The following is a 23,636-nucleotide window of genomic DNA, read 5'->3' on the forward strand; positions in this document are numbered from 1 at the left end:
CCCTTCCGCCGTTCCGATCGGCGTAGCGTAAGGGCCTTCGCCTGCTTTGTCCTTAGTGGCGCCACGAAGAGAAGGTGACGAGCGCTCCGTTATTTTTGATGTTGGGTGGGCTCCGTCGGGCTCACCCCGCGTCGTAGAAGGGGCGGCCATGCGCATCGAGACCCACGAGGTCTTGCCTGAGGTCATGCTGGATGAGGCGTGGCGCCTGTACTCTGCCGCGTTCGACGACCTACGCATCATGGCGGTGCAGCGCCACCTCATGTCGCGGGAAGACTTCGACGCGCAGATGAGCGACCCGCGGGTCCGCAAGTACCTCGTGTACGAGCAGGGCCACGGCACACCGCTCACCGCCGTCGGCACGCTCACCAACGACCTCGCCGCGGCGCCGCTCATCTCGCCGGACTTCTTCCGGCACCGCTGGCCGGCCTTCTACGCCCGCCGCCAGGTCTGGTACGTCGGCTTCTACGCGGTGCACCCAGAGCACCGCGGCTCGGGGGTCTTCGCGCGGCTGATCGAGGAGATGGTGAAGATCATCGCGCCGGGCGTCGCCGTCGTCGACTTCTGCGCCTACAACGAAGACGTGGCCCAGCTCCCGCGGTTCGTGCTCGGCGTGCTCGAAGACATCGGCGAGGTGCGCCCGCAGCGGCTCGACGCGCAGGCCTACTGGTCCTACGAGTTTCCGGCGGCGTCCTGACCGCTCTCGCCCGCCGCGCCGCCGGCCGGAGGGGCGGCGGCACCGGCGAGTGGCTCCTCGTCGCTCGCCGGCTCCAGCGCCAGCCACCGCTCGGTGAACTCCTCGGCGCTCACCGGCGCGCCCCACATGTGCCCTTGGCCGACCGTCACGCCGAGTGTGGCGAGTACGTCCTGCTGCGCCTGGGTTTCCACGCCCTCGGCGACGACGGTGAGCTTGAGCGCGGTGCTCATCGCCACGACCGCCCGGACGATCTCCTCGTCTTCGGCGTCGGTGCCCAGACCGTCCACGAAGGACCGGTCGATCTTCACGCCGGTGACCGGATGGCGGCGCAGGTAGCCGAGCGCGGAGAAGCCGGTGCCGAAGTCGTCGACGACGATCTTCACGCCGAGCCGGCGCAGGTCGAAGAGGACCTGGTCGGTCACGATCGAGGCGTCGATCATCACGGACTCGGTGATCTCCAGTACGACCGCCGCCTGCGGCACCTTCCACTTTTCGAGCGCCTCGGCGACCTTGCTGGGCAGCGTGGAGTCGCGCAGTTGGCGGGGGGAGACGTTGACCGATACCCAGAAGTCGTCGGCGAGCAGGTCGCCGTCGCGCCAGGTGGCGACCTGGCGAAGCGTTTCGTCGAGGACCCAACGGCCGATCGCCGCGATGAGCCCGCTGTCCTCCGCGATGGGGATGAACACCGCTGGCGAGATCGTGCCGCGCGAGGGGTCGGTCCAGCGCAGCAGCGCCTCGGCGCCGACCAGGCGGCCCGTGGCCAGCTCCACGATCGGCTGGTACGCCAGCCGGAGCTGGCCGCTGGCGAGCGCCTGCCGCAGCGCCAGCTCGATCTCGACCCGCTCGCGGACCCGCTCGTGCATCGACGCGTCGAACTCGGTCCACCGGCCGCGACCGTCGGCCTTGGCCCGGTACATCGCGGTGTCGGCGTCGCGCATCAACGCCTCGGCGGTGACCGCCGCGACCGCCGGTACGGGGGCCATCCCGCCGGCCGAGCCGACGACCCCGATCGACGGCGTGATCACGACCTCGGCGCTGCTCACCTGTACGGGCGCGCTGAGCCGCTCCATGATCCGCTCGACCAGGCCCACGGTCTCCTGGCGGTTGCCCACACGCGCCACCACGAACTCGTCACCACCGACCCGGGCCACCATGTCGGGCGCGGGCACGGTGTCGCGCAACCGCCTGGCCACCTCGACCAGCAGGTGGTCGCCGGCCTCGTGCCCCCACGAGTCGTTGACCAGCTTGAAGCCGTCGAGGTCGAGGAAGAGTACCCAGACCGAGGGCTCACCGGTCGCGAGCGGGACGCCGGTGGAGGTGGCGGCCGGCGGTGCGGTCGCCAGCAGCCGGCTGATCTCGCGGGCCAGCATGAGGCGGTTGGGCAGGCCGGTCAGCGGATCGTGGGTCGCCTGGTGCTCGGACTTGAGCTGTGCCTTCGCGTAGTCCTGCACCGCGGAGACCGCGCGGGCGACCAGCAGCCCCACCATCGTGACCCCGGCGGCGCCGATCAGCAGCCGGGTGACCAGCGGTCCGTCGGTGATCGTGGCGGCGAGCGCGAACGGCACCAGGAGCGCCGGGATGATCAGCAGCAGCCGGCGCCAGGACCACGCCTGCACTGGCACGGTCGCGGCGCGGGCGAGGCCGGCGATCGAGGGGTGCAGTGCGGCCGACCCGATCAGCGTGAAGGTCACCAGGAACGGGATGTCCAACAGGGGCGACCGGTAGAGCTCGCCGTTGGTGCCGATGATCGCGTACGCCAGGTCGCCGGCGAGCAGCATCAGCAGTCCACATAGGAGCAGAACGTAGCCGGGGCGCAGCTCCGCCGTCGTGAAGGCGAGGTTGACCAGCAGAAGGAGGAAGGCGACGTCGAAGAGCGGATACAGTCCAGCTAGGACGGACACGATCTGCGGGCGCCCGTCGATCGCCGCCGCCGGCGCGGCGAGCAGCAGCGCCGAGGCGAGCCCCGCGCCCACGCAGACGATCAGCCCGTCGATCACCGCGTGCCGCTGGAGACCCCCGCGGGCCCGCAGCAGGCCGCCGAGCGACAGGAACATCAGCAGGTATCCGGGGACCGTGAACGCGTCGCCGAGCAGCTCGGCCCAACCGGTGCGCTCGGCCGACCAGGGCCGGATCAGCGCGCCGGCGAGGAAGAGGACGCCCGCCGCGCCGAGAAACTGCCAGGGGTGGCGAGGCTGGGCGCGGTGCCAGCGGGGACCGGCGAAGAGGGCGGCCACGGTGCCCAGCGCGATGGCGGCGAAGGCCACCGTGGAGATCACATCGGAGTTCGTGACGACGTACAGTAGGCTCGCTGCTACGCCTGCGGCGAGGAAGAGGGCGGACGCGACCCCAGAGGCGGTGCCATCCCTCGGCGGGGCAGGCTCCTCTATCGGTATCGCCCCCTGCCAGCGTGGTGCCCCCGGCTGATCAACAACAGCGCACACAGTATCAAGGGAGGGGCGCCGCCCGCCTGAAAACTTTTCCGGATGATCTGTCAGTCTCCCGTCACGCCGTCGATCCGTTCACGGATGAGGTCCGCGTGACCATTGTGGCGGGCATACTCCTCGATCATGTGCAAATAGACCCACCGAAGGCTGATTTCGAGGTCGCGCTGCCGGTGGTGGAACGTCTCGTCGAGCGACCGTCCCGCGGCCGCCTCGTCGGCCAGCCGCACCTCTTTCCGGTAAATCGCGAAATCAGCCGCCGGGTCGGCCGCGTCGATGTCGTCGAAGTCGCCGTCCGGGTTGTCGTCGCTCCAGTAGAGGCGGGGCAGGTCGGCACCGAGAAACCGCTGCCGGAACCAGGAGCGCTCCACGTCCGCCATGTGCCGTACCAGGCCCAGCAGGCTCAGTGACGAGGGCTCGACACTGCGGAGCTTGAGCTGGGCGGCGGTGAGCCCCTGGCACTTGAAGAGCAAGGTGTCGCGGTGGTAGTCGAGCCAGCCCTGCAGCATGGCGCGTTCCCCGCCGGCGGTCGGCTCGTCGCGACGCTCGATGTCAGGTGCGATCCAGGTCATGCGGAGCATTCTGGCCGGTGCGGCGCGGTCAGCGGTCGATGGCGCGCTCCAGATGGCGTACGCACCGAAGCTCGCCGATCGTCTCGCCCACCGGGCGGTCCAGGTAGGCGTCTTCGAGGTCGGCGAGGCGGGTCCGCGGCCCGAGATGGCGGATCAGCTCCAGCGCCTCGGCGTACGGCTCCAGCAGCACGCGCCCGCTCGCGACGCTCAGCCCGGGGTCGCGCATCCGGTCGAGGTCGGCCCCGTCCAGGAAGGGCGCCTCCGCGTGCGCCGCCACGAACATCCGCTGGTACAACGCGAGGTAGTCCTGCTGGCTGGTCCCGCCGACCGCCACCACGCCGGGGAGCAGGCAGCGCACGAGGTAGCGCAGCACGCGGTCCACGTAGAGCACGCCCGCGCGCAGGGCGGCGGCGACCGCGGCGGGCTCCATCGGCACCGGCAGCGGCGTGCCGCTGGTCTCCACGGTCCACTGCGCCTCGGCGCCCGACCCGACGAGTACGACCTGGTGCAGCCGGCTGCCCTTGCGCAACCACAGAAAGTCCGGCGAGGCGTTGTTGACCGCCAGGTTGCCCGGCTCCGCCACGAGCCGCCGCTTCGTCCGCAGGAACGTGTCCCGTACCACCGGGTCGAAGAGCAGCGCGGAGACTGGGCTCGTCGGGTCTTCGACGTGCAGGGCGGCGCACTCGGAGACGACCGACTCGTCGATCGCGACGCGCCGGACGCTGTGGTCGAGGTCGAGGTCGCGCCAGATGAGGTCGTTCGCCCGCCGGTACGCCGTGGGCGCGTCCGGTGCCCGCAGGCCGGCGAGGCGCCCGAGCACCGGGTCGGCGGCGACGTCGTGGCGGGTCCCCTCCAGCGGGTCGAAGGTCATCTCCACCGGGCCGGGCAGCCCGCAGAAGGAGGAGTCCTTGAGCGTCTTCTTGGAGAGCCGGAAGACGCCGAACAGCCCGCCGCGCGTACGCAGGAAGGTCGGCCCGAGCACGGGCGCGCGCCGGACCAGGCAGCTCACCGTCGAGCACTGGTTGACCACCGCCACGCGCGTGCCGGCCTCCCGGTTGGCCAGGTGGAAGAGGTAGTTGTGCAGGAAGGTCTCCGCGTCCAGCAGCAGGTTGGAGTGGTCGGCCTGCTTGATGACGGGTACGCGGAGCAGGTGGTCACAGGTGGCGTCCACGTCCGGGTCGCCATGCCCGCGCAGGTAGGTCTCGACCGCGCGGACCAGCCGCAGCAGGTGTGCGTTCGCGTGGGTCCGGGGTGGCGGCACCAGCGCGCGCAGGTAGTCGCGCAGGGGCACGTCGAGGGCGCGTGCGAGTTGCGCGCCCAACTGCGATCCGCCCGCCACCAAGCGGTGCACCCGGTCCGCGGCGGGGTACGCCGGCCGGTCGAGCAGGATCCCCGAGTGGGTGGACAATCCAGGCCTCCAACAGGTGCGAATTCCTCACCTTTCTGACGGAGAAAGGGTGGGCCTGGGTTGGATGAACGGGCATCAAAGTCCGGTTCAGTTTCTGCACGGTTTCTGTGAAGAGAATATGAAACCGCTCAGACATTGACCCATGTCTGTTGGTAGTCAATTGTTGACTTATTTACGTCTATGTATGGGGGATCGAATGGCTCACCGCACAAGGCTATTCGCGCTCGTGGCGGGGCTGATCGCCGCGTTCGCGCTCGCCGCGCCAGCCGCAGAGGCCAGTGTCGTCCCGCCGGCGCAGTACTGTGACGTCCACATCACAGTGCCGGCGCAGTGGAGCAACGGATACGTCGTCGCCGTCACGATCCGGAACATCTCCGGCGTACCGGTCACCTGGTCGGCCACGGTCGAGACGCAGCCGCCCGGTTACATCGTCCAGGCGTGGGGCGCCAACGTCTCCGTGGCCGGCTCGACCGTGTGGATCCTGCCGTGGAGCCCGGTGCTGCGACCGGGGCAGTCGGTCAGCTTCGGATACACCGGGAGCGGGCCGGTCGTCCTGCCCCGGGTCACCTGCCAGCCGGTCGTCTAGCGGCCCCTGGGGTCAGGTCGACCGCGGCGACGGGGCGGAGGTCGCCGGCGGTGGTGGTGCCTTCGATCACCACGTGGGCGGACCGGCCGTCGTGCTCCAGCGTGCTCACGGCGTTGCCGAAGTACGGGCCGGCCAGCCGCCGCCAGCGCACCGCGGGCGCGGCCACGCGGGCGGCGCGGGCCAGCGCCCGTGCCGCCACGGCCGGACCCCGCCACCAGCCCAGCCGCAGCACCGGGCGCATGTAGGACTGGATCTGGTTGTGCACCGGTGAGCAGGTGAGCTGGTGCACCGGCGTGGCGACCGGGCGGCCGCGAAACAGGGCGCGGGCGACGTACGAGTGGTGCACGTCGCCGGAGAGCACGCTGATCGAGGCCGCGCCCGACGAGCCGACCTCGGCGAAGAGCTTCGCCAGCGCGTCGAAGGAGCGCTGGAAGGCCGCCCAGTGCTCCAGGTCGAACGCCCGCCGCTGCCGCTCGGCGAACGCGGCCACGCGTGGCCTGGGGGAGCCGGCCAGCCGCTCGTTCCACGCCTCCAGGTGGTGGATGCCGGGCGGCAGCAGCCACGGCAGCGACGAGCCCACCACCAGGTGGTCGAAGTCGCCGCGGGCCAGGCCGGCGAACCAGGCCCACTCGCCCGGCGGCAGCATCGCGCGGTGCTCGGGGTCGAGCACGCGGCTGCACCGGTTGTCGAGCACGACCAGGCGGGTGCGGCCCAGGTCGAGCGCGTAGCTCCACTGGTAGCCGGGCGCGCCGTCAGCCTCTTGTCCTTCGGGACCCCGCTCGCCGCTTCGCGGGGACGCGAAGCGGCGAGCAGGGTCAGGTGGATCGCCGACTGTCGTGCCGAACTCGCGGAGCACCTCGGTCGCGTCGTCGGCGGCGGCCATCACCTTCTGGTACACCGGGTCGGCGGCGATCTGGTCGGGGTCGAGGTTGCCCAGGTGCTGGTAGACCCAGTACGAGGCGAGGCCGCTGGAGATCCGCTCGGGCCACCACGGCTCCGCGCGCACCTCAGCCCGCCAGGAGACCGAGGAGTTCCAGTCGTCGATGATCTCGTGGTCGTCGAAGATCATGACGCTCGGCACGGTGGCGAGGAGCCAGCGGATCTCCGGGTCGCGCCACGACTCGAGGTAGAGCTGCGTGTACTCCTCGTACGAGACGACCTGGTTGGCGGGCTTGTGCTTCTCGTGCGACCGCCGGCGGCGCAGGAAGCGCTTGACCGCGGGCGAGGGGATGTCGGCGTACACCTGGTCGCCGAGGAGCACGAGCAGGTCGGGCGCCGGCTCCGTACCGGTCATCAGCCGCCGGGCGAACGCGTCCAGCGCGTCCGGCGGCAGCTTGCGCGGCGTGGCGTGCTGTGTGGTCTCCCGGCAGGAGCCGAAGACCAGCCGCACCGGCTGGCCGGTGTCGTCACTCTCCCGGGTGCGGATCACACTGCGCGGGTACGGGCTCTCCGGCTCGGGCCACACGCGGGCGCCGTCGACGAACACCTCGTACGGCGTCGCGGTGTCCGGGGCAAGCCCTTCGACCACCACCATCGCGTAGTGGTGGCCGTACGCGCTGAACGTCGACGCCTCCCCACCGGCCGGCCCGGCGAACACTCGCACGGTGGCGGGCGCGCTGGTCTCCACCCAGATGGTGGCGCGCGTGCCGACGACGCGGCGCAGCACCGGGCCGATGACAAGCTCAGCGGACAAGGGTCTGACCTCCGGTCGGGGAACTGGGGACATCCTCTCTACCCAAACCGGCTGTGCGCTACCTGTGGATAACCGTCACTGGCACTCCCCGCGAGGCTCACCTCGCCGACGCGTCACGCGAGCCTCACGGTGTGCCGCGCCCAGCCATCTGTCAGGATTTCCGCATGGAGTACGTCGTCATCGCGCTCGTCCTGCTGGGCGTGTTGGTGCTCGGCGGGCTGGGGCTCGTGATCCCCCGCCTGCGCCGCCGCACCGAGATGCCCCCGCTACCGGCCCCGCCGTCCGAGGTGGAGACGGGGCCGGCCCCTGTGGAGACGGCGCCGGCCCCTGTCGAGGCCGAGCCGCAAGTGGTGCCGACCATCCCTGAGCTGGAGATTCCCGAGCCGACCGCGGGGCGGCTGGTCCGGCTGCGGGCGCGGCTGTCCCGCTCGCAGAACGTCCTCGGCAAGGGCCTGCTCGGCCTGCTCTCCCGTGACCGGCTCGACGACGACGTCTGGGACGAGGTCGAGGAGAGCCTGATCACGGCCGACGTGGGCGTGGAGGCGACCCGGGAGATCGTCGACCGGCTGCGCGAGCGCACCCGTGTGCTGGGCACGCGCACGCCCGGTGAGCTGCGCGCGCTGCTCACCGAGGAGCTGGTGTCGGCGCTCGACCCCGGCCTGGACCGCTCCCTCAAGAGCGACGGCAAGCCGACGATCGCGATGGTCGTGGGCGTCAACGGCTCCGGCAAGACCACCACCTGCGGCAAGATCGCCCGTGTGCTGGTGGCCGACGGGCGCACCGTGCTGCTGGGCGCGGCCGACACGTTCCGCGCCGCCGCCGCCGACCAGCTCGCCACCTGGGCCGGCCGCGTGGGCGCCGAGGTCGTGCGGGGTCCCGAGGGGGCCGACCCGGCGAGCGTCGCCTTCGACGCCGTGCGCCGGGGCATCGAGACCGGGGTCGACACCGTGCTGGTCGACACCGCCGGCCGCCTGCAAAACAAGGTCGGTCTCATGGACGAGCTGGGCAAGGTCAAGCGGGTCGTGGAAAAGCACCAGCCCGTCGACGAGACGCTGCTCGTACTCGACGCCACCACGGGGCAAAACGGGCTGGAGCAGGCGCGGGTCTTCACCGAGGTGGTCGACGTCACCGGCGTGGTGCTGACCAAGCTCGACGGCACCGCCAAGGGCGGCATCGTCATCGCCGTGCAGCGCAAGCTGGGCATCCCGGTGAAGCTGGTCGGTCTCGGCGAGGGCCCGGACGACCTGGCGCCGTTCGAGCCGCGCCAGTTCGTGGAAGCGCTCCTTGGCACGGACGCGTAACCTCGGGTGACCTACCGCGATCAGGCGCCGCGCCTCGGGAGACCGTACGTGACTTCGCATGAGATCCCGCTCCGCGGCGGGAATGTCAGCACCGTGGTGCGGGTGGGGGACACCGTCCGGCGCAACGCCGGCCCGTGGACCCCGTCGGTGCACGCGCTGCTGCGCCATCTGGAGTACGTCGGCTTCACCGGCTCGCCCCGCGCCCTCGGCATGGACGAGCGCAACCGCGAGGTCCTCTCCTACCTGGAGGGTGAGTGTGGGGAGTACCCTCTCGCCCCGCACTGGGTGACCGACGAGGCGCTGGTGACCGTCGCGACGATGCTGCGGATGTTCCACGACGCGCAGTACGGCTTCACCCCGCCGCCGACCGCGGTGTGGCGCTCGTTCGGCCCGCCGCCGCCGGACACCGAGGTCATCTGCCACCACGACGCCGCCCCGCACAACGTCATCTGGCGGCCCGACGGCACGCTCGCGCTGATCGACTTCGACCTCGCCTCGCCCGGGGCGCGGATCTACGACGTGGCGTACGCGGCCTGGACCTGGGTCCCGCTCTTCTCCGACCGCGACTCGTACACGCTGGGGTGGAAGCGGCCCAACCGTCCCCGCCGGCTGCGCCTGTTCGCCGACGCGTACGGGCTGATCCCGCGCGACCGGCACCGCCTCGTCCGCACCATCCGCAAGCGGATCGTCGACCACGTGGAGGGCATCCGGCGGATGGCGGCGGCGGGCGACCCGGCGTTCGTGCGCATCGTGCACAAGGGGCACCTGCGCCGCCCGATGCGTGATCTTCGCCTTCTCGACTACGAGCGTCACACGCTGGAGTACGCGCTTCGCTGAGCGGATTGATACAACCGACCGCCCGTTCGGTTGAATCGACCCCAGCCGTACAGCGACTTTGAGGCTTTCTTCACACGTACGAAACAAAGCGTGACCTGGCGGAAATGGCGCAGGCACCGCGCGCGAAACCTCGGCGCTGGAAGCTTCCGCGCAACCGGCGTACGGGCGACGCTGCCCCGCATCTGCCGGAGGGAGGCAACCTACCGAGAGGAGGCAGCGTGGAGATTGACACCGGGAATACCGCATGGTTGCTCGTGTCGTCTGCGCTCGTGCTGCTCATGACGCCGGGTCTGGCCCTGTTCTACGGCGGGCTCAACCGGTCCAAGGGCGTTCTCAACATGATGATGATGAGCTTCAGCGCCATCGGGCTCATCTCCGTTCTCTGGGTCATCTACGGCTTCACGCTGGCGTTCGGCGCCAACGACAACACCACCGTCAACCACTTCATCGGCAGCTTCACCCAGTACCTCGGCACGGAGACCAGCTTCGTCGGGGACATCTGGGGCGAGACCGGCATCCCGGTCTATGTGTTCCTCGCGTTCCAGATGATGTTCGCGATCATCACGGTCGCGCTCATCAGTGGCGCGGCGTCCGACCGGCTCAAGTTCGCCGGCTGGCTGCTCTTCGCGTTCGGCTGGTTCACGCTGTGCTACGTCCCGGTCGCGCACTGGGTCTGGGGCGGCGGCTGGATCGGCGCCAACCTCAAGGCGCTCGACTTCGCCGGTGGTACGGCGGTGCACATCAACGCCGGTGCCGCGGCGCTCGGCCTCGCGGTCGTGCTCGGCAAGCGGGTCGGCTGGCCCAAGGAGAGCTTCAAGCCGCACAACGTGCCGTTCGTGATGCTCGGCGCGGGCCTGCTGTGGTTTGGCTGGTTCGGCTTCAACGCCGGCTCCGAGCTGACGGTCGACAGCACCACCGGCGCGGCGTTCGTCAACACGCAGGTGGCCACGGCCGCCGGTGTGCTCGGCTGGATCATCGTCGAGTGGCTCAGGGACGGCAAGCCGACCCTGGTCGGTGCCTCCTCCGGCGCCGTCGCGGGCCTCGTCGCGATCACCCCGGCGTGTGGCTTCATCGCCCCGCTGCCGGCGGTCCTGCTCGGTCTCGTCGCCGGTGCGGTCTCCGCCCTGGCGGTCAGCCTCAAGTACAAGCTGGGCTACGACGACTCGCTCGACGTGGTCGGCGTGCACTTCGTCGCCGGCTGGATCGGTTCGCTGTGGATCGGTCTCTTCGCCACGCTCCAGGTCAACGGTGCGATCACCGACGTACTCGGCGCGAACGAGGGCCTCTTCTACGGCGGTGGGGTGACCCAGCTCGGTCGCCAGTTCGTGGGTAGCGCCGCCGTCTCGGTGTACTCGTTCGTCATCGCCGTGGTGATCGCGATGGTCGTCAAGGCGATCGTGGGCCTGCGCACCTCGACCGAGTCCGAGGTGGACGGCATCGACGTAGCGGAGCACGCGGAGAGCGGCTACGACCTGTCGCCGGCCGCGGGTGGCGGCGGTGCGTTCGCCCAGGCGGGCATCGCCCCGTCGGCCAACAGCGCGGCGCCGGACAAAGCGCCGGTGAGCGAGAAGGTCTCCGGTTAACCTCGGACCGATGGAGGGATTGAGCATGAAGCTGGTGACAGCGGTCATCAAGCCGTACCAGCTGGACGCGGTGAAGGAGGCGCTGCACGCCCTCGGCGTTGCCGGCCTCACCGTCAGCGAGGTCCAGGGTTACGGGCGCCAGAAGGGCCACACCGAGGTGTACCGGGGTGCCGAGTACACGGTGGAGTTCCTTCCGAAGATCCGGGTCGAGGTGCTGACCGACGAGATCGACGTCGAGAAGGTCGTCGACGCCGTCGTCACGGCGGCTCGCACCGGAAAGATCGGTGACGGCAAGGTGTGGGTCACGGCGGTGGAAGACGTCGTCCGGGTCCGCACCGGCGAGCGTGGGTTGGACGCGCTCTGATAGAGGTCAGTCAGAAGGTCGGTGCCGCCGCACGCGTGGAGCGTGCGGCGGCGCTTGACATGTGGCTCACGTCGCTGGTGCCGGCCTGGCCCTCCGGGGTGGCGCTGGTCGCCTTCGGCGGGCTGGGGCGGCTCCAGTGCGCGCCGCACAGCGACCTCGACCTGATCCTGCTGCACACCGGCGTGCCCGGCATCGACGAGCTGGCCGCCTCGCTGTGGTATCCGATCTGGGACTCCCGGATCGGGCTCGACCACTCGGTGCGCACGATCCCCGAGGCGCTGTCGGTGGCGCACGACGACGTCAAGGTCGCCCTCAGTCTGCTCGACGCCCGGCACGTGACCGGCGACCGCGACCTGACCGGCCAGCTGGTCGAGGCGGCCGCCGAGCAGTGGCGGCGTACGGCCGTGCGCCAGCTCGTGCGGCTGCGCGAGATCACGCTGACCCGGTGGAAGGCACACGGCGAGCTGGCGTTTCTGCTCGAAGGCGACATCAAGGAGGCGGCGGGGGGCCTGCGCGACGTGGGCATCCTGCGCGCCATCGCGCAGGGCGGGCTGGCCGACACGATGCGCCCGGCGGTACGCGCCGCGCACCTGCGCCTGCTCGACACGCGGGACGCCCTGCACGCCACCGTGGGGCGGCGGGTCGACCGGCTGGTCGCCCAGGAGCGGGCGTCCGTGGCCCGGATGCTCGGCCTCGACGATGGCGACACGCTGCTGCGCCGCGTGGCCAGCGACGCCCGCACGATCACGCACGCGCTCGACGACGGCTGGCGCATGGCCGACCGGCTCCGCTCCGGGCGGCGCCGGGGGGCCGACGGCAAGCCGCAGCGCCGGCCGGTCGCCCGCGATGTCGTGGAGCAGGATGGCGAGCTGGTCCTCGCCCGGGCCGCGATCGGTGCCCGCCCCGACCCCAGCCTGTCGCTGCGGGTCGCGGCCGCCGCGGCGGTGACCCAGCTGCCGATCGCGCGGGCCACCTGCGAGTGGCTCGCCGCGTACTGCCCGCCGCTGCCCGCGCCCTGGCCGCCGGCCGCCCGCGACGCGCTGGTCACGCTGCTCGGCGCCGGCCTGGGGCTGGTGCCGACGTGGGAGACCTGCGACCGGTACGGGCTGGTCGACGGCTGGCTGCCCGAGTGGACCCGCATGCGCAGCCTGCCGCAGCACAACCCGGTGCACCGGTTTACGCTCGACCGCCACCTCGTGCAGGCGGCGTACGAGGCGACCGCGTTCACCCGCGAGGTGGGGCGCCCCGACCTGCTGCTGCTCGGGGCCTTCCTGCACGACGTGGGGAAGGGGCTGCCCGGCGACCACAGCACCGTGGGCGCGCCGATCGCCGTGGGGGTCGCCCAGCGCATCGGCCTGCCGCCGGAAGACGTGGCGGTGATCGAGAAGCTCGTGCTGCTGCACCTGCTCCTGCCCGACGTGGCCACGCGCCGCGACCTCTCCGACCCGATGACGATCCGCGCCGTGGCCGACGCGGTCGGCGACACCACGACGCTCGACCTGCTGCACGGTCTGGCTCGCGCCGACGCGCAGGCCACCGGGCCGGCCGCCTGGTCCGACTGGAAGGGCCGGCTGATCGCCGACCTGGTCCGCCGCGTGCACATCGCACTCGACACCGGCGTGCTGCCCGCGCCCCCGAAGCCCGACCCCCTGCTGGTGGCGGGTCCCCTCCCGGTCGTACACCTGGATGGTGACCGGGTCGCGGTGGCCGCCGCCGACCGGCGCGGCCTGCTCGCCGCGGTGGCCGGTTGCCTTGCCCTGCACCGCCTTGACGTGCTGAGCGCCGACGCGTCCACAGTGGATGGACGGGCGCTGGTGGAGTTTCGCGTGCAGCCGCGCTACGGCACGCCGCCCGACGCGGTCGCGCTCGCCAACGACCTGCGCCGCGCGGTCACCGGCGACGTGTCGGTCACGCAGCGCCTGCGCGGGCGTGCCCTCGCCGCCCGACCCGGTGCCACGCACGCCGCGCCGCGCGTGGTGTGGCACCGCGAGGCCGCCACCGACGCGGTGATCCTCGAACTGCGCGCGGCCGACGCGCCCGGCCTGCTGTACCGCGTGACCTCCGCGCTCGACGAGGCGGGCGCACAGGTGCGGGCCGCCCGGATCTCCACGCTCGGCACCGACGTGGTCGACGCCTTCTACCTGGTGGGGGCCTGGGCCGACGACGCCGAGCGGGACAAGGCCGAGGCGGCGGTCCTCGGCGCGGCCGGCACGTAGATACGTCAGCGGGCGTACGCCGACTCACGCTCGGCGGCGGACGCCCGGGCCCCGCCCGGCGGCGAGGCTTACGGCATGTTCCCAGTGGAGACCCACGAACTCACCAAGCGGTACGGCCAACTGGTCGCCGTCGACAAGGTGAGCCTGACCGTACGGCCTGGAGAGGTCTACGGGTTCCTCGGCCCGAACGGCGCGGGGAAGACGACAACACTGCGGATGCTGCTCGGGCTGGTACGGCCGACCTCGGGCACGATCCGCCTGCTCGGCCGGGAGCCGGGCCATCTGGACGGGATCGGCGCGCTGATCGAGGGGCCGGCGTTCTACCCGTACCTGTCCGGGCGGGAGAACCTGCGCGTGCTCGCCCGCCACTCCGGCTGCCCGCCCCGGCGTATCGACATCGCGCTGGACCTGGTCGACCTGACCGAGCGGGCCGGCGACCGGTACGGCACGTACTCGCTGGGCATGAAGCAGCGCCTCGGCGTCGCCGCCGCGCTGCTCAAGGATCCCAAGCTGCTGATACTCGACGAGCCGACCAACGGCCTCGACCCCGCCGGCATGGCCGACATGCGGCGGCTGATCCGCCGGCTCGGCGCGGCCGGCAAGACGGTGCTGCTCTCCAGCCACATGCTCGGCGAGGTACAGCAGATCTGCGACCGGGTCGGCGTGGTATCCGGCGGGCGGTTGATCGCCGAGAGCACGGTGGCCGAGCTGCGCGGCGGCGCGCGGCTGCGGGTCGTCGCCGACCCGGTCGACGAGGCCGCCGCGCTGGCCCGGTCGCTGTTCGGCGAGGACCGGGTGCACGTCGAGGAGGGCGCGCTGGTGCTCGACGTCGAGGCGGGCAAGGCGGCCTGGCTCAACGCCGAGCTGGTGAACGCCGGCATCGACGTGAGCGAGCTGGGCGTGCGTGAGCGGGAGCTGGAAGACGTCTTTCTGGAGTTGACACATGTGGGGTAGTACGCGAGCCGAGATCACCAAGCTGGTGCGGCGCCCGGCGAGCTGGCTGCTGCTGGCCGTCGCGGTGTTGCTCAGCCTGACCTTCACCTACCTGGTCCCGTACGCGGGGGCGAACGGCACCGCGGAGGGGGCGCCCAACGCCGGCCGGGGCATCGCCGAGACGCTGCCCGACCAGCTCGTCGGCAACTCGATCGGCGGGCTACCGGTGTTCGCCGGGGCGATCCTGCTGATCCTCGGCGTGCTGGCGGTCGGCGGCGAGTACGGCTGGGGCACCTGGAAGACGCTGCTGACCCAGGGGCCGTCGCGGCTGACCGTGTACGCGGCGAAGATCGCGGCGGTCGCGCTCGCCAGCCTCGCGATCGTGCTGGCGCTCTTCGCGTCGGGCGCGGCCACCAGCGCGGTGATCGCCGCCGTGGAGGGCGCGCCGGCGCGGTGGCCGTCGGTCGTGGACCTCGTCGCGGGCGTCGGCGCGGGCTGGTTGATGGCGATGACCTGGGCCGGGCTGGGCGTGGTGCTCGCCGTCGCGCTGCGCGGCGTGGCGCTGCCGATAGGGCTGGGCCTGGTGTGGCTGATGGCCGTGCAGAACCTGCTCGCCGCCATCGCCGCCCCGCTGCTCGACTGGGTCGCCGCGCTCCAGGAGTGGCTGCCCGGGCCCAATGCCGGCTCGCTCGCCGCCTCGCTCGGCACCTCGGCCGACACGCCCGGCGTGGCCGCGCTGGTGGGGGACGGGCACGCGGTGGCGGTGCTGGCCGCGTACCTGATCGCCTTCGTCGGGATCGGCGGGCTGCTGCTGCGCCGTCGCGACATCCTCTAGGAGGATTGTGACCGTGACCGAGCGAACCATCGGGCTCAGCGGGCTTGGAGCCTCGTGGCCGCCCGGGGCGAAGCGAGGACGGCCATGAGCGAGGCGCGCCGGCGGTGGGCCGTGGATTGCCTGCTGGCCGGCGTGCTCCTGCTGATCGGCGTCGGGGGCACCGGGCCGGCCGGCGAGGGGCAGGGGCGCACGGTCACCACGTTCACGTACGTGCTCGTCGTCCTCGTCGCCCTCTCGCTCGTGGTGCGGCGGTGGTGGCCGCTGGTCACGCTCGCGGTCGCGGCCACCGGCACCTCGACCTACCTGGTGCTGGGGTATCCATACGGGCCGATCCTGCTGGCCTTCCTGGTCGCGGTCTACACGACGGCCCGCCACCTGCCGCTCCGGCCGGCCGCGATCGCGTCCGCCGCCGCGCTGGTCGTCCTGCTGGCGCACACCGTGGTCGACGGGAACCCACTGGGCGTGGTGCCGGGCGCGGCGTGGGTGGTGGTGCCGTTCGCGCTGGGCGTGACCGTCCGGCTCAGCCGCGAGGCGGCCGCGCGGGCGCGGGACGACCTGGCCCGCCAGTACGCCGACGAGGAGCGGCTCCGCGTGGCCCAGGAGGTGCACGACGTGGTGGGGCACGGCCTCTCCGCGATCAACATGCAGGCCGAGATCGCGCTCCACCTGCTCACAAAGCGTCCCGAGCAGGCCGAGGCGGCGCTCACCGCGATCAGCCGTACCAGCCGCGAGGCGCTGGACGAGCTGCGCGTGACGCTCGCGCTCGTACGCCGTACCAAGGAGGACGAGACCAGGTCGGCCACCGCGGGCCTGGCCCGTCTCGACGACCTGGTGGCGCGGATGTCCGAGACCGGCGTGCCGGTCAAGGTCGAGATCACCGGCGAGCGGCGGGACCTGCCCGCGGCGGTGGATCTGGCAGCATACCGGGTGGTGCAGGAGTCACTGACCAACGTGCTGCGCCATGCCGGCGCGGCGACCGCCACGGTCCGGCTGGGCTACCTGCCCCGGGAGGTGAGCGTGGAGGTGGTCGACACCGGCCGAGGCGCGGTGACCGAGCCGGGCGGGGGGCACGGGCTGGTGGGCATGCGCGAGCGGGTCGCGGCGCTGGGCGGCGCCTTCACCGCCGGGCCCGCCGAGGGTGGCGGCTTCCGCGTGCACGCGAGGCTGCCGCTGCCATGATCCGCGTACTCATCGCCGACGACCAGGATCTCGTCCGCCTCGGCCTGCGCACGCTCGTGGAGAGCGAAGACGGCATGGCGGTGGCCGGCGAGGCGCCCGACGGGCTGGCCGCGGTCGAGGTGGCCAGGCGCGAGCGCCCCGACGTCGTGCTCATGGACATCCGCATGCCCGGCATCGACGGCATCGAGGCGACCCGCCGCATCGTCGCCGACCCCTCGCTTTCGGAAACTCGCGTCGTCGTGCTGACCACCTTCGAGCTGGACGAGTACGTCTTCGACGCGCTCCGCCACGGCGCCAGCGGCTTCCTGATCAAAGACACCAAGCCGGCCGAGCTGCTGCAGGCGATCCGGCTGGTGGCGGGTGGGGAGGCGCTGCTGTCACCGTCGGTGACCCGGCGGGTCGTGCGCGAGTTCGCGACCCGGCCGAGCCGCGTGCCCAAGCCGCATCCGCGACTCGACACGCTCACCGAGCGGGAGAGGGAGATCGTCGGGCTGGTCGGCGAAGGGCTGAGCAACGACGAGATCGCCGAGCGGCTGGTGGTCAGCCCCGCGACCGCCCGCACTCACGTCAGCCGCGCCATGATCAAGCTCTCCGCGCGCGACCGCGCCCAGCTGGTCGTCTTCGCATACCAGTCCGGTCTGGTCGACCTTTAGATGATCTCCTCCAAGGGACAGACCTGGGCTGCCGCGATGACCGCCGCGCTTCAGACCGCCGCTCCCGCAGCCTCACCCTCCGCGGTCCACAACCAAAACCGCCCCCGTACCTCCTTGGCATAGCTCATTCAGCTCGCGCGCATCGCCGGCGTGCGCCTGACACACGTCGGCCGCCGGTACGCGCACGGCTCGGTCTGGTTGGTCGAACGCGTATTCGCGTGTTCGGGGCGGGGACGCTCGCGGTCATGGAGATCCAGGTCGTGCGTGGCGAAAGTCCACCCTCTGGGGCAATTAGTCGCCACGGACGGATCGCACCGGTCCCATCCGCGCTCAGCGCACTCGCGTGTGTCCACGCTGGCTCGTGTTGCCGCGCCGCCCCGGGGCCCGGTCGCTTCGCATTGGGCTGTGTCGGGGACGTTGCCCCTCGCGGCCGGTTTGAAAGGGCTATGTCCCCGACAACGCCCACGCACCTATGTTCGGTGTCCTGCTGACCGCCACGGTTTTGACCCTCGTGCCCGTGCTGGACCGGCAGCCCAAGGCGGAGCACGTGCTGGTCAACCCGACCATGTTGCAGCAGTTCCTGCACGTGCCGGCGGTGGAAAACGTTTACTGGACGCTCTTCGTGGAGCTGAAGTTCTACCTGCTCTTCTCGATCGTCGTGGCCTTCGGCGTGACGTACCGGCGGGTGGTCCTTTTTCTGCATGGTCTGGACGGTCGTCGCGCTCTTCTCGATCTACACCGACTCGGGTTTCCTGAACGCGCTTTTCGAACCGTTCTACGCGCCGTTTTTCGTCGCCGGCATCACGCTCTACCTCATGTACCGGTTCGGCCCTAATCTGCTGCTGTGGTGCATGCTCGGCATCTCGGTCGTAATCGGGCCGGCCAACCTCGCGCAGCACGACACGGTCAAGCGGGGCATCACCTCGTACCCGGTGATCCTGGTTCTGATGTTCGTCTTCTTCCTGATCATGCTGGGGGTGGCGCTCGGCTGGTTCCGCTGGGTCAGGTGGCGCGGCCTGGTGACCATCGGCGCGCTCACCTACCCGCTGTACCTCCTGCACAACCAGATCGGTCTGACCGCGATCCGCAAACTGCACGAGTCGGTGCCGCCGTGGCTCCTGCTCACCTCGGTCGTGGCGGCTGTGCTGCTGCTCAGCTACGCCACGTACCGGCTGGTGGAGGGCCCGCTGGCGAAGGTGCTGCGGCGAGGGCTGCTGGAGAGCTTCGCCAAGATTCAGGTGGCCGACTCGAAGCGGATCCGCTGAGCCAGGGCTGCCGCGCCGCTGGTGGCGGGTCGCCGGGCAGGTGTCCGGTTACGCTAGGGGACGCGGCCGGCGCATCAGCCGGCCCGTGATGTGTCTTGCTAAATGACGACAAACGGGATGTTGTGGCGTGTTTGACACCTTGAGCGACCGGCTCTCCGGGATCTTCACCAAGCTCCGCGGCAAGGGGCGCCTCACCGACGCCGACATCGACGCCACCGCCCGCGAGATCCGCCTCGCGCTGCTCGAGGCCGATGTCGCGTTGCCGGTCGTCAAGGCGTTCATCGCGAACGTCAAGGAGCGGGCCCGCGGCGCCGATGTGTCCCAGGCACTCAATCCGGCCCAGCAGGTCATCAAGATCGTGCACGAGGAGCTGGTCGGGATCCTCGGTGGCGAGGCGCGGCGGCTCCAGTTCGCCAAGCAGCCGCCCACCGTGATCATGCTCGCCGGCCTCCAGGGCTCCGGTAAGACCACGCTCGCCGGCAAGCTCGCCCGCTGGCTCAAGGCCCAGGGGCACCAGCCGCTGCTGGTCGCCGCCGACCTCCAGCGCCCCAACGCCGTCGGGCAGCTCCAGGTGCTCGGTGGTCGGGCCGGTGTCGAGGTGTACGCGCCGGAGCCGGGCAACGGCGTCGGTGACCCGGTGCAGGTGGCCCGCGACTCGATCGAGTACGCCCGCCGCGTCGCCCGCGACATCGTCATCGTCGACACCGCCGGCCGCCTCGGCATCGACGCGGAGATGATGGCGCAGGCCGCCTCGATCCGCGACGCCGTGCAGCCGGACGAGACCGTGTTCGTCATCGACGCGATGGTCGGCCAGGACGCGGTGAGCACGGCCGAGGCGTTCCGCGACGGCGTGGGCATCACCGGCGTGGTGCTGTCCAAGCTGGACGGTGACGCGCGAGGCGGTGCGGCGCTGTCCGTGCGGCACGTGACCGGCCAGCCGATCCTCTTCGCCTCCACCGGCGAGAAGCTCGAAGACTTCGACGTCTTCCACCCCGACCGGATGGCCAGCCGCATCCTGGGCATGGGCGACGTGCTGACCCTCATCGAGCAGGCCGAGCAGGCCTTCGACGAGGACCAGAAGGAGAAGATGGCCGCCAAGCTCATGGGCGGCCAGAGCTTCACGCTGGAAGACTTCCTCGACCAGCTCACCGCCGTGCGGCGGATGGGCCCGATCGCCAACGTGCTGTCGATGATGCCGGGCATGGGCCAGATGAAGGACCAGCTGGCCGAGCTCGACGACAAGCACTTCGACCGGGTCACCGCGATCATCCGTTCGATGACCCCGGGCGAGCGCACCAATCCGAAGATCATCAACGGCTCCCGCCGCGCCCGCATCGCCAGCGGCTCCGGCGTCACGGTGATGGATGTCAACCAGCTGCTCAACCGCTTCGCCGAGGCGCAGAAGATGATGAAGCAGATGGGCGGCATGATGGGCCTGCCCGGCGCCCGGCGCAAGGCGACCAAGTCGCCGAAGAACAAGCGCAAGGGCACCAAGGGCGGCGGTCGTCCCCGCTCGTCCGGCGCCATGCCGGGCGGCATGCCCGCCGGCATGCCCCAGCTCCCGCCGGGCCTGGACCCGAGCGCACTGGGCGGCGGGCCGGGCGGGCTGCCGCCGGGCTTCAAGCTCCCCAAGCTCGACTTCGGCAAGCTGAGCAAGCGCGACAAGGAGACCGACAAGTAGAGGCGGTCAGCGACCAATCGCGAGGGCGTCCGCGGGTAATCGATTGGGGGACTCGGACCAACGCCGTTGGGGCAGCACCATCGGATGTGAGGTGGTTAGCGTGACGCAGCCTTACGGAAGGAGAGCCCCCATGACCGCGGCCCTGGCCCTGCCACAGCGCGAGGTGTGGACCGTCGACGACTTGGCCGAACTGCCGCCCGACCTTCCGTACGAACTTGTCAACGGAAGGTTGATCTTCTTGTCCCCCACCTTCATCCACCAGTTCTTATGTGTCGAGATCGCTTTCGCGCTTCGGGTCAACTGCCCACGCGACCACGCGCCGGTCTTCGATCTTTCGCTTGACGTGAACCGCTACAGCGAGCCGCGCCCTGACGTGGTGGTCATGGACACCGCACACGTCGCTCAGCATCCGCCACCGGTGGAGGACGCCATCCTCGCCGTGGAGATCATCTCGAAAGACTCGCGGTTTCGCGATGTCAGCGAAAAGGCCGGTATGTACGCGGCCTGCGGCGTCGAGAAGTACTGGATCGTCGACCCGCTGGGCGACAAGATCGCCCTCACCGAGATGGTGCTGGAGAGGCAGCGCCGGCGTTACGCCCTCGACGGCGTGACCACCGGGGTCTTCACCACCGAACAGCCGTACCCGATCACGATCGACCTGCCCGCCCTGACGGCGCGGCGCGACGCTTTCCTGGCCCGGCCCAAGCCCGCCGGCTGACGATCAGGTAGGACTGTGCGCATGGCATTGCACGTGCGTGGGGTCCTGCTGCCGGACGACGAAGAGCGCGACATCTGGCTGGTCGGCGACCGGGTCACGTTTTTGCCCGTGGCGGGTGCGGAGACGATCGCCGACCGGGGGTACGTGATCCCAGGGCTGGTCGACGCGCACTGCCACATCGGCATCGCGCCTGGTGGGGCGCCGATCGAGGGGATCGCCCAAGCGAAGCAGCTCGCCGCAAAGGACGTGGAGACCGGAGTGCTCGCGATCCGGGACTGCGGCTCGCCGTACCCGTACCCCCAGCTCGACGACGACCCCGATGTGCCGCGACTGGCCCGCGCGGGGCGCCATGTCGCCCCGCCGAAGCGGTATCTGCGCGACATCGGCGTGGAGGTCGGCGCGCCGGACGTGCCGGGCGAGGTGACCCGGCAGGCGGGGGCGGGCAACGGCTGGGTGAAGCTGGTGGGCGACTGGATCGACCGCTCGGTGGGCGACCTCGCGCCGGGCTGGGACGTCGCGACGCTGGAGGCGGCCGTACGCGCGGCGCAGGCGGCCGGGGCTCGGATCACCGCGCACACCTTCTCCGAGGAGGCGGTGGCGGTGCTGGTGCGGGCCGGCATCGACTGTGTGGAGCACGGCACCGGGCTGTCGCTGGACCTGATCGACGAGATGGCCCGGCGAGGGACCGCGCTGGTGCCCACCATGATCAATATCGCCACGTTCGGTGACATCGCGGGGCGGGCGGAGGGCAAGTTCCCCGGGTACGCGCGGCACATGCGGGCTCTCGGCGACGGCTTCCCGGCGATCGTGCGGGCCGCGTACGAGGCGGGCGTGCCCCTCTACACCGGCACCGACGCCGGCGGCGGCATCACGCACGGGCGGATCGCCGAAGAGATGCTGCGCATGCACGAGGAGGCCGGCCTCTCCGCGACCGACGTGCTGCGCGCGGCGTCGTGGGGCGCGCGGGAGTGGCTGGGCTTCCCGGGGCTGGTCGAGGGCGGCCTGGCCGACTTGGTCGTGTACGACGAGGACCCCCGCCGGGACCTCCGCGTGGTGCGGGGGCCCCGACGGATCGTGCTGCGTGGCCGCGTCCTGACCGGCTGATCAGGAGCCGGCGATGTCCCAGACCCGCAGCGTCGAACCGTTCCGCGTCCGCCATGCCCACTCCCATCGATCCAATTCCTATTAGGGACACGGGGTGACGCCGGGTCAGGTTGCGGCGGGGAGCCGCACTAGGATGTCGGCTCATGGCACGCGTGCTCACTCCCCGTGCGGAGGACTTCCCCCGCTGGTACCAGGACGTCATCGCTAAGGCGCAGCTCGCCGACAACGGGCCGGTGCGCGGCACGATGGTGATCCGACCGACGGGATACGCCATCTGGGAGCGCATGCAGGCCGAGATGGATGCGCGGATCAAGGCGGCCGGCTCGGAAAACGCCTACTTCCCGCTCTTCATCCCGGAGAGCTACCTGCGCCGCGAGGCCGAGCACGTGGAGGGCTTCTCGCCGGAGCTGGCGGTGGTCACGCACGGTGGCGGCAAGCAGCTCGCCGAGCCGGTGGTGGTGCGGCCCACGAGCGAGACGGTGATCGGCGAGTTCATGGCCAAGTGGGTCGACTCCTACCGCGACCTGCCGCTGCTGCTCAACCAGTGGGCCAATGTCGTGCGCTGGGAGCTGCGCCCGCGGGTCTTCCTGCGCACCAGTGAGTTTCTGTGGCAGGAGGGGCACACCGCCCACGCCACCGAGGCCGACGCGCGGGCCTACGCTCGCAAGATCCTCCACGAGGTGTACGAAGACTTCATGGTCGGCGTGCTCGGCATCCCGGTGCTGGTCGGGCGCAAGACGGCCGGTGAGCGCTTCGCCGGCGCCACCAATACGTACACGCTCGAGGGCATGATGGGCGACGGCAAGGCCCTCCAGATGGGCACGTCGCACGAGCTGGGGCAAAACTTCGCCCGCGCCTTCGACATCACGTACTCCTCGGCCACCGGCGGCGTCGAGCACGCCTGGACCACGAGCTGGGGCACCTCGACCCGCATGCTCGGCGGCCTGATCATGTGCCACGGCGACGACAACGGGCTGCGCGTGCCGCCTCGCCTGGCGCCGGTGCAGGCCCACGTGATGATCGTGAAGGATGGCGACGGCGGTGCCCTCGGGAGTGTGGCGGGGGCCGCGTCGAAACTTCGAGACGCGCTGCGCGACGCCGGGGTCCGGGTCGGTTTCGACGACCGCGTGGACACGCCGTTCGGCCGCCGGGCCGTCGATGCCGAGCTCAAGGGCTATCCGGTACGGGTCGAGGTGGGCCCCCGCGACCTCGCGGCCGGCAACGCGGTGCTGGTACGCCGCACCGACGGCTCGAAGACGCCGGTGGCGGTGCCCGACGTGGTGGCTTCGGTGCTGGCCGCGCTCGAGGCCGACCAGCAGGCGCTCTACGACGAGGCGCTGAAGTTGCGTCTCGATCGCACCGTCACGGTGGGGACGCTGGCGGACGCGATCGAGGCTAGCGCCACGGGCTGGGCCAGCGTGCCGTGGTCGGAGGTCGGCCCGGCCGGCGAAAAGGAGGCAAACGGGCAGGGCGTGACGGTCCGCTGCCTGATCCGGGCCGACGGCTCGGTGCCTGACTCAGAAGACGAGCCGGAGTTGCAGGCCATCTTGGCTCGGGCTTACTGAGCGCGCCC

At 71.1% G+C, this 23,636-nt stretch carries 20 protein-coding genes; 16 read left to right on the top strand and 4 right to left on the bottom strand.

Going from position 1 to position 23,636, the window contains the following annotated elements; genetic code table 11:
• The first annotated feature begins 148 nt into the window (after window positions 1-148).
• On the top strand, window positions 149-694 hold the full coding sequence (locus tag ACFFIA_RS21175; protein ID WP_377253289.1) for a GNAT family N-acetyltransferase: 546 nt from the start codon (window positions 149-151) through the stop codon (window positions 692-694).
• On the opposite strand, the gene ACFFIA_RS21180 is transcribed toward ACFFIA_RS21175, so the two are convergent.
• The 3 genes from ACFFIA_RS21180 to ACFFIA_RS21190 all read right to left on the bottom strand — a co-directional run bounded on the left by ACFFIA_RS21180 (window position 670) and on the right by ACFFIA_RS21190 (window position 5,115).
• Window positions 670-2,970, bottom strand: a complete 2,301-nt coding sequence (locus tag ACFFIA_RS21180) for a putative bifunctional diguanylate cyclase/phosphodiesterase (protein WP_377253291.1) — start codon at window positions 2,968-2,970, stop codon at window positions 670-672. The genes ACFFIA_RS21175 and ACFFIA_RS21180 overlap by 25 nt on opposite strands.
• Before the next feature lie 215 nt (window positions 2,971-3,185).
• Window positions 3,186-3,707 (bottom strand): DinB family protein, encoded by a 522-nt coding sequence (locus ACFFIA_RS21185; protein WP_377253292.1) that lies wholly within the window; start codon window positions 3,705-3,707, stop codon window positions 3,186-3,188.
• Between the two features lie 28 nt (window positions 3,708-3,735).
• Window positions 3,736-5,115 (bottom strand): hypothetical protein, encoded by a 1,380-nt coding sequence (locus tag ACFFIA_RS21190; protein ID WP_377253294.1) that lies wholly within the window; start codon window positions 5,113-5,115, stop codon window positions 3,736-3,738.
• Window positions 5,116-5,311: 196 nt separating this feature from the next.
• Here ACFFIA_RS21190 and ACFFIA_RS21195 point away from each other — a divergent pair, with 196 nt between their 5' ends.
• The gene (locus ACFFIA_RS21195) at window positions 5,312-5,701 is read left to right on the top strand and encodes a cellulose binding domain-containing protein (protein ID WP_377253296.1); all 390 of its coding nucleotides are present in this window, start codon (window positions 5,312-5,314) and stop codon (window positions 5,699-5,701) included.
• Here ACFFIA_RS21195 and ACFFIA_RS21200 read toward each other — a convergent pair.
• The gene (locus ACFFIA_RS21200) at window positions 5,679-7,427 is read right to left on the bottom strand and encodes an alkaline phosphatase D family protein (RefSeq protein ID WP_377253298.1); all 1,749 of its coding nucleotides are present in this window, start codon (window positions 7,425-7,427) and stop codon (window positions 5,679-5,681) included. The genes ACFFIA_RS21195 and ACFFIA_RS21200 overlap by 23 nt on opposite strands.
• 131 nt (window positions 7,428-7,558) lie before the next feature.
• Between ACFFIA_RS21200 and ftsY the strand changes: the two genes are divergently transcribed.
• From ftsY to proS, 14 genes are all read left to right on the top strand, one after another.
• Window positions 7,559-8,695 carry a signal recognition particle-docking protein FtsY gene (gene ftsY, locus ACFFIA_RS21205; RefSeq protein ID WP_377253300.1) on the top strand — a complete coding sequence of 379 codons (1,137 nt, stop codon included), beginning with the start codon at window positions 7,559-7,561 and terminating at the stop codon, window positions 8,693-8,695.
• A gap of 6 nt (window positions 8,696-8,701) precedes the next feature.
• Window positions 8,702-9,532 (top strand): aminoglycoside phosphotransferase family protein, encoded by an 831-nt coding sequence (locus ACFFIA_RS21210; protein ID WP_173041810.1) that lies wholly within the window; start codon window positions 8,702-8,704, stop codon window positions 9,530-9,532.
• Between the two features lie 218 nt (window positions 9,533-9,750).
• A complete protein-coding gene (locus tag ACFFIA_RS21215; RefSeq protein WP_377253302.1) occupies window positions 9,751-11,115 on the top strand; it encodes an ammonium transporter in 1,365 nt (454 codons plus the stop codon).
• Between the two features lie 25 nt (window positions 11,116-11,140).
• Window positions 11,141-11,479 (top strand): P-II family nitrogen regulator, encoded by a 339-nt coding sequence (locus tag ACFFIA_RS21220; RefSeq protein ID WP_173041812.1) that lies wholly within the window; start codon window positions 11,141-11,143, stop codon window positions 11,477-11,479.
• Entirely contained in the window at window positions 11,476-13,695 is a 2,220-nt protein-coding gene (locus ACFFIA_RS21225; protein WP_377253396.1) for a [protein-PII] uridylyltransferase, read from the top strand. Before ACFFIA_RS21220 ends, ACFFIA_RS21225 begins: the two co-directional genes overlap by 4 nt.
• A gap of 75 nt (window positions 13,696-13,770) precedes the next feature.
• Window positions 13,771-14,649 (top strand): ABC transporter ATP-binding protein, encoded by an 879-nt coding sequence (locus ACFFIA_RS21230; RefSeq protein WP_377253304.1) that lies wholly within the window; start codon window positions 13,771-13,773, stop codon window positions 14,647-14,649.
• Window positions 14,639-15,463: a DUF2705 family protein gene (locus ACFFIA_RS21235; protein ID WP_377253306.1), complete on the top strand. Its 825-nt coding sequence runs from the start codon at window positions 14,639-14,641 to the stop codon at window positions 15,461-15,463. The genes ACFFIA_RS21230 and ACFFIA_RS21235 overlap by 11 nt, the downstream gene beginning before the upstream one ends.
• A gap of 84 nt (window positions 15,464-15,547) precedes the next feature.
• Window positions 15,548-16,642, top strand: coding sequence for a sensor histidine kinase (locus ACFFIA_RS21240; protein WP_377253308.1), 1,095 nt, complete (start codon window positions 15,548-15,550; stop codon window positions 16,640-16,642).
• Window positions 16,639-17,295 carry a response regulator transcription factor gene (locus ACFFIA_RS21245; RefSeq protein ID WP_377253310.1) on the top strand — a complete coding sequence of 219 codons (657 nt, stop codon included), beginning with the start codon at window positions 16,639-16,641 and terminating at the stop codon, window positions 17,293-17,295. The genes ACFFIA_RS21240 and ACFFIA_RS21245 overlap by 4 nt, the downstream gene beginning before the upstream one ends.
• Before the next feature lie 701 nt (window positions 17,296-17,996).
• On the top strand, window positions 17,997-18,560 hold the full coding sequence (locus ACFFIA_RS21250; protein WP_377253312.1) for an acyltransferase family protein: 564 nt from the start codon (window positions 17,997-17,999) through the stop codon (window positions 18,558-18,560).
• Window positions 18,561-18,687: 127 nt separating this feature from the next.
• Window positions 18,688-20,241 (top strand): signal recognition particle protein, encoded by a 1,554-nt coding sequence (gene ffh, locus ACFFIA_RS21255; RefSeq protein ID WP_377253314.1) that lies wholly within the window; start codon window positions 18,688-18,690, stop codon window positions 20,239-20,241.
• Between the two features lie 130 nt (window positions 20,242-20,371).
• Window positions 20,372-20,959, top strand: coding sequence for a Uma2 family endonuclease (locus ACFFIA_RS21260; RefSeq protein WP_377253316.1), 588 nt, complete (start codon window positions 20,372-20,374; stop codon window positions 20,957-20,959).
• A 21-nt stretch (window positions 20,960-20,980) separates the two neighbouring features.
• Window positions 20,981-22,063: an amidohydrolase family protein gene (locus tag ACFFIA_RS21265; protein ID WP_377253318.1), complete on the top strand. Its 1,083-nt coding sequence runs from the start codon at window positions 20,981-20,983 to the stop codon at window positions 22,061-22,063.
• A gap of 143 nt (window positions 22,064-22,206) precedes the next feature.
• On the top strand, window positions 22,207-23,628 hold the full coding sequence (gene proS, locus ACFFIA_RS21270; RefSeq protein ID WP_377253320.1) for a proline--tRNA ligase: 1,422 nt from the start codon (window positions 22,207-22,209) through the stop codon (window positions 23,626-23,628).
• Window positions 23,629-23,636: the final 8 nt, after the last annotated feature.

Origin of the sequence: Phytohabitans kaempferiae, from assembly GCF_042433955.1 — a bacterium.
Lineage (GTDB): Bacteria > Actinomycetota > Actinomycetes > Mycobacteriales > Micromonosporaceae > Phytohabitans > Phytohabitans kaempferiae.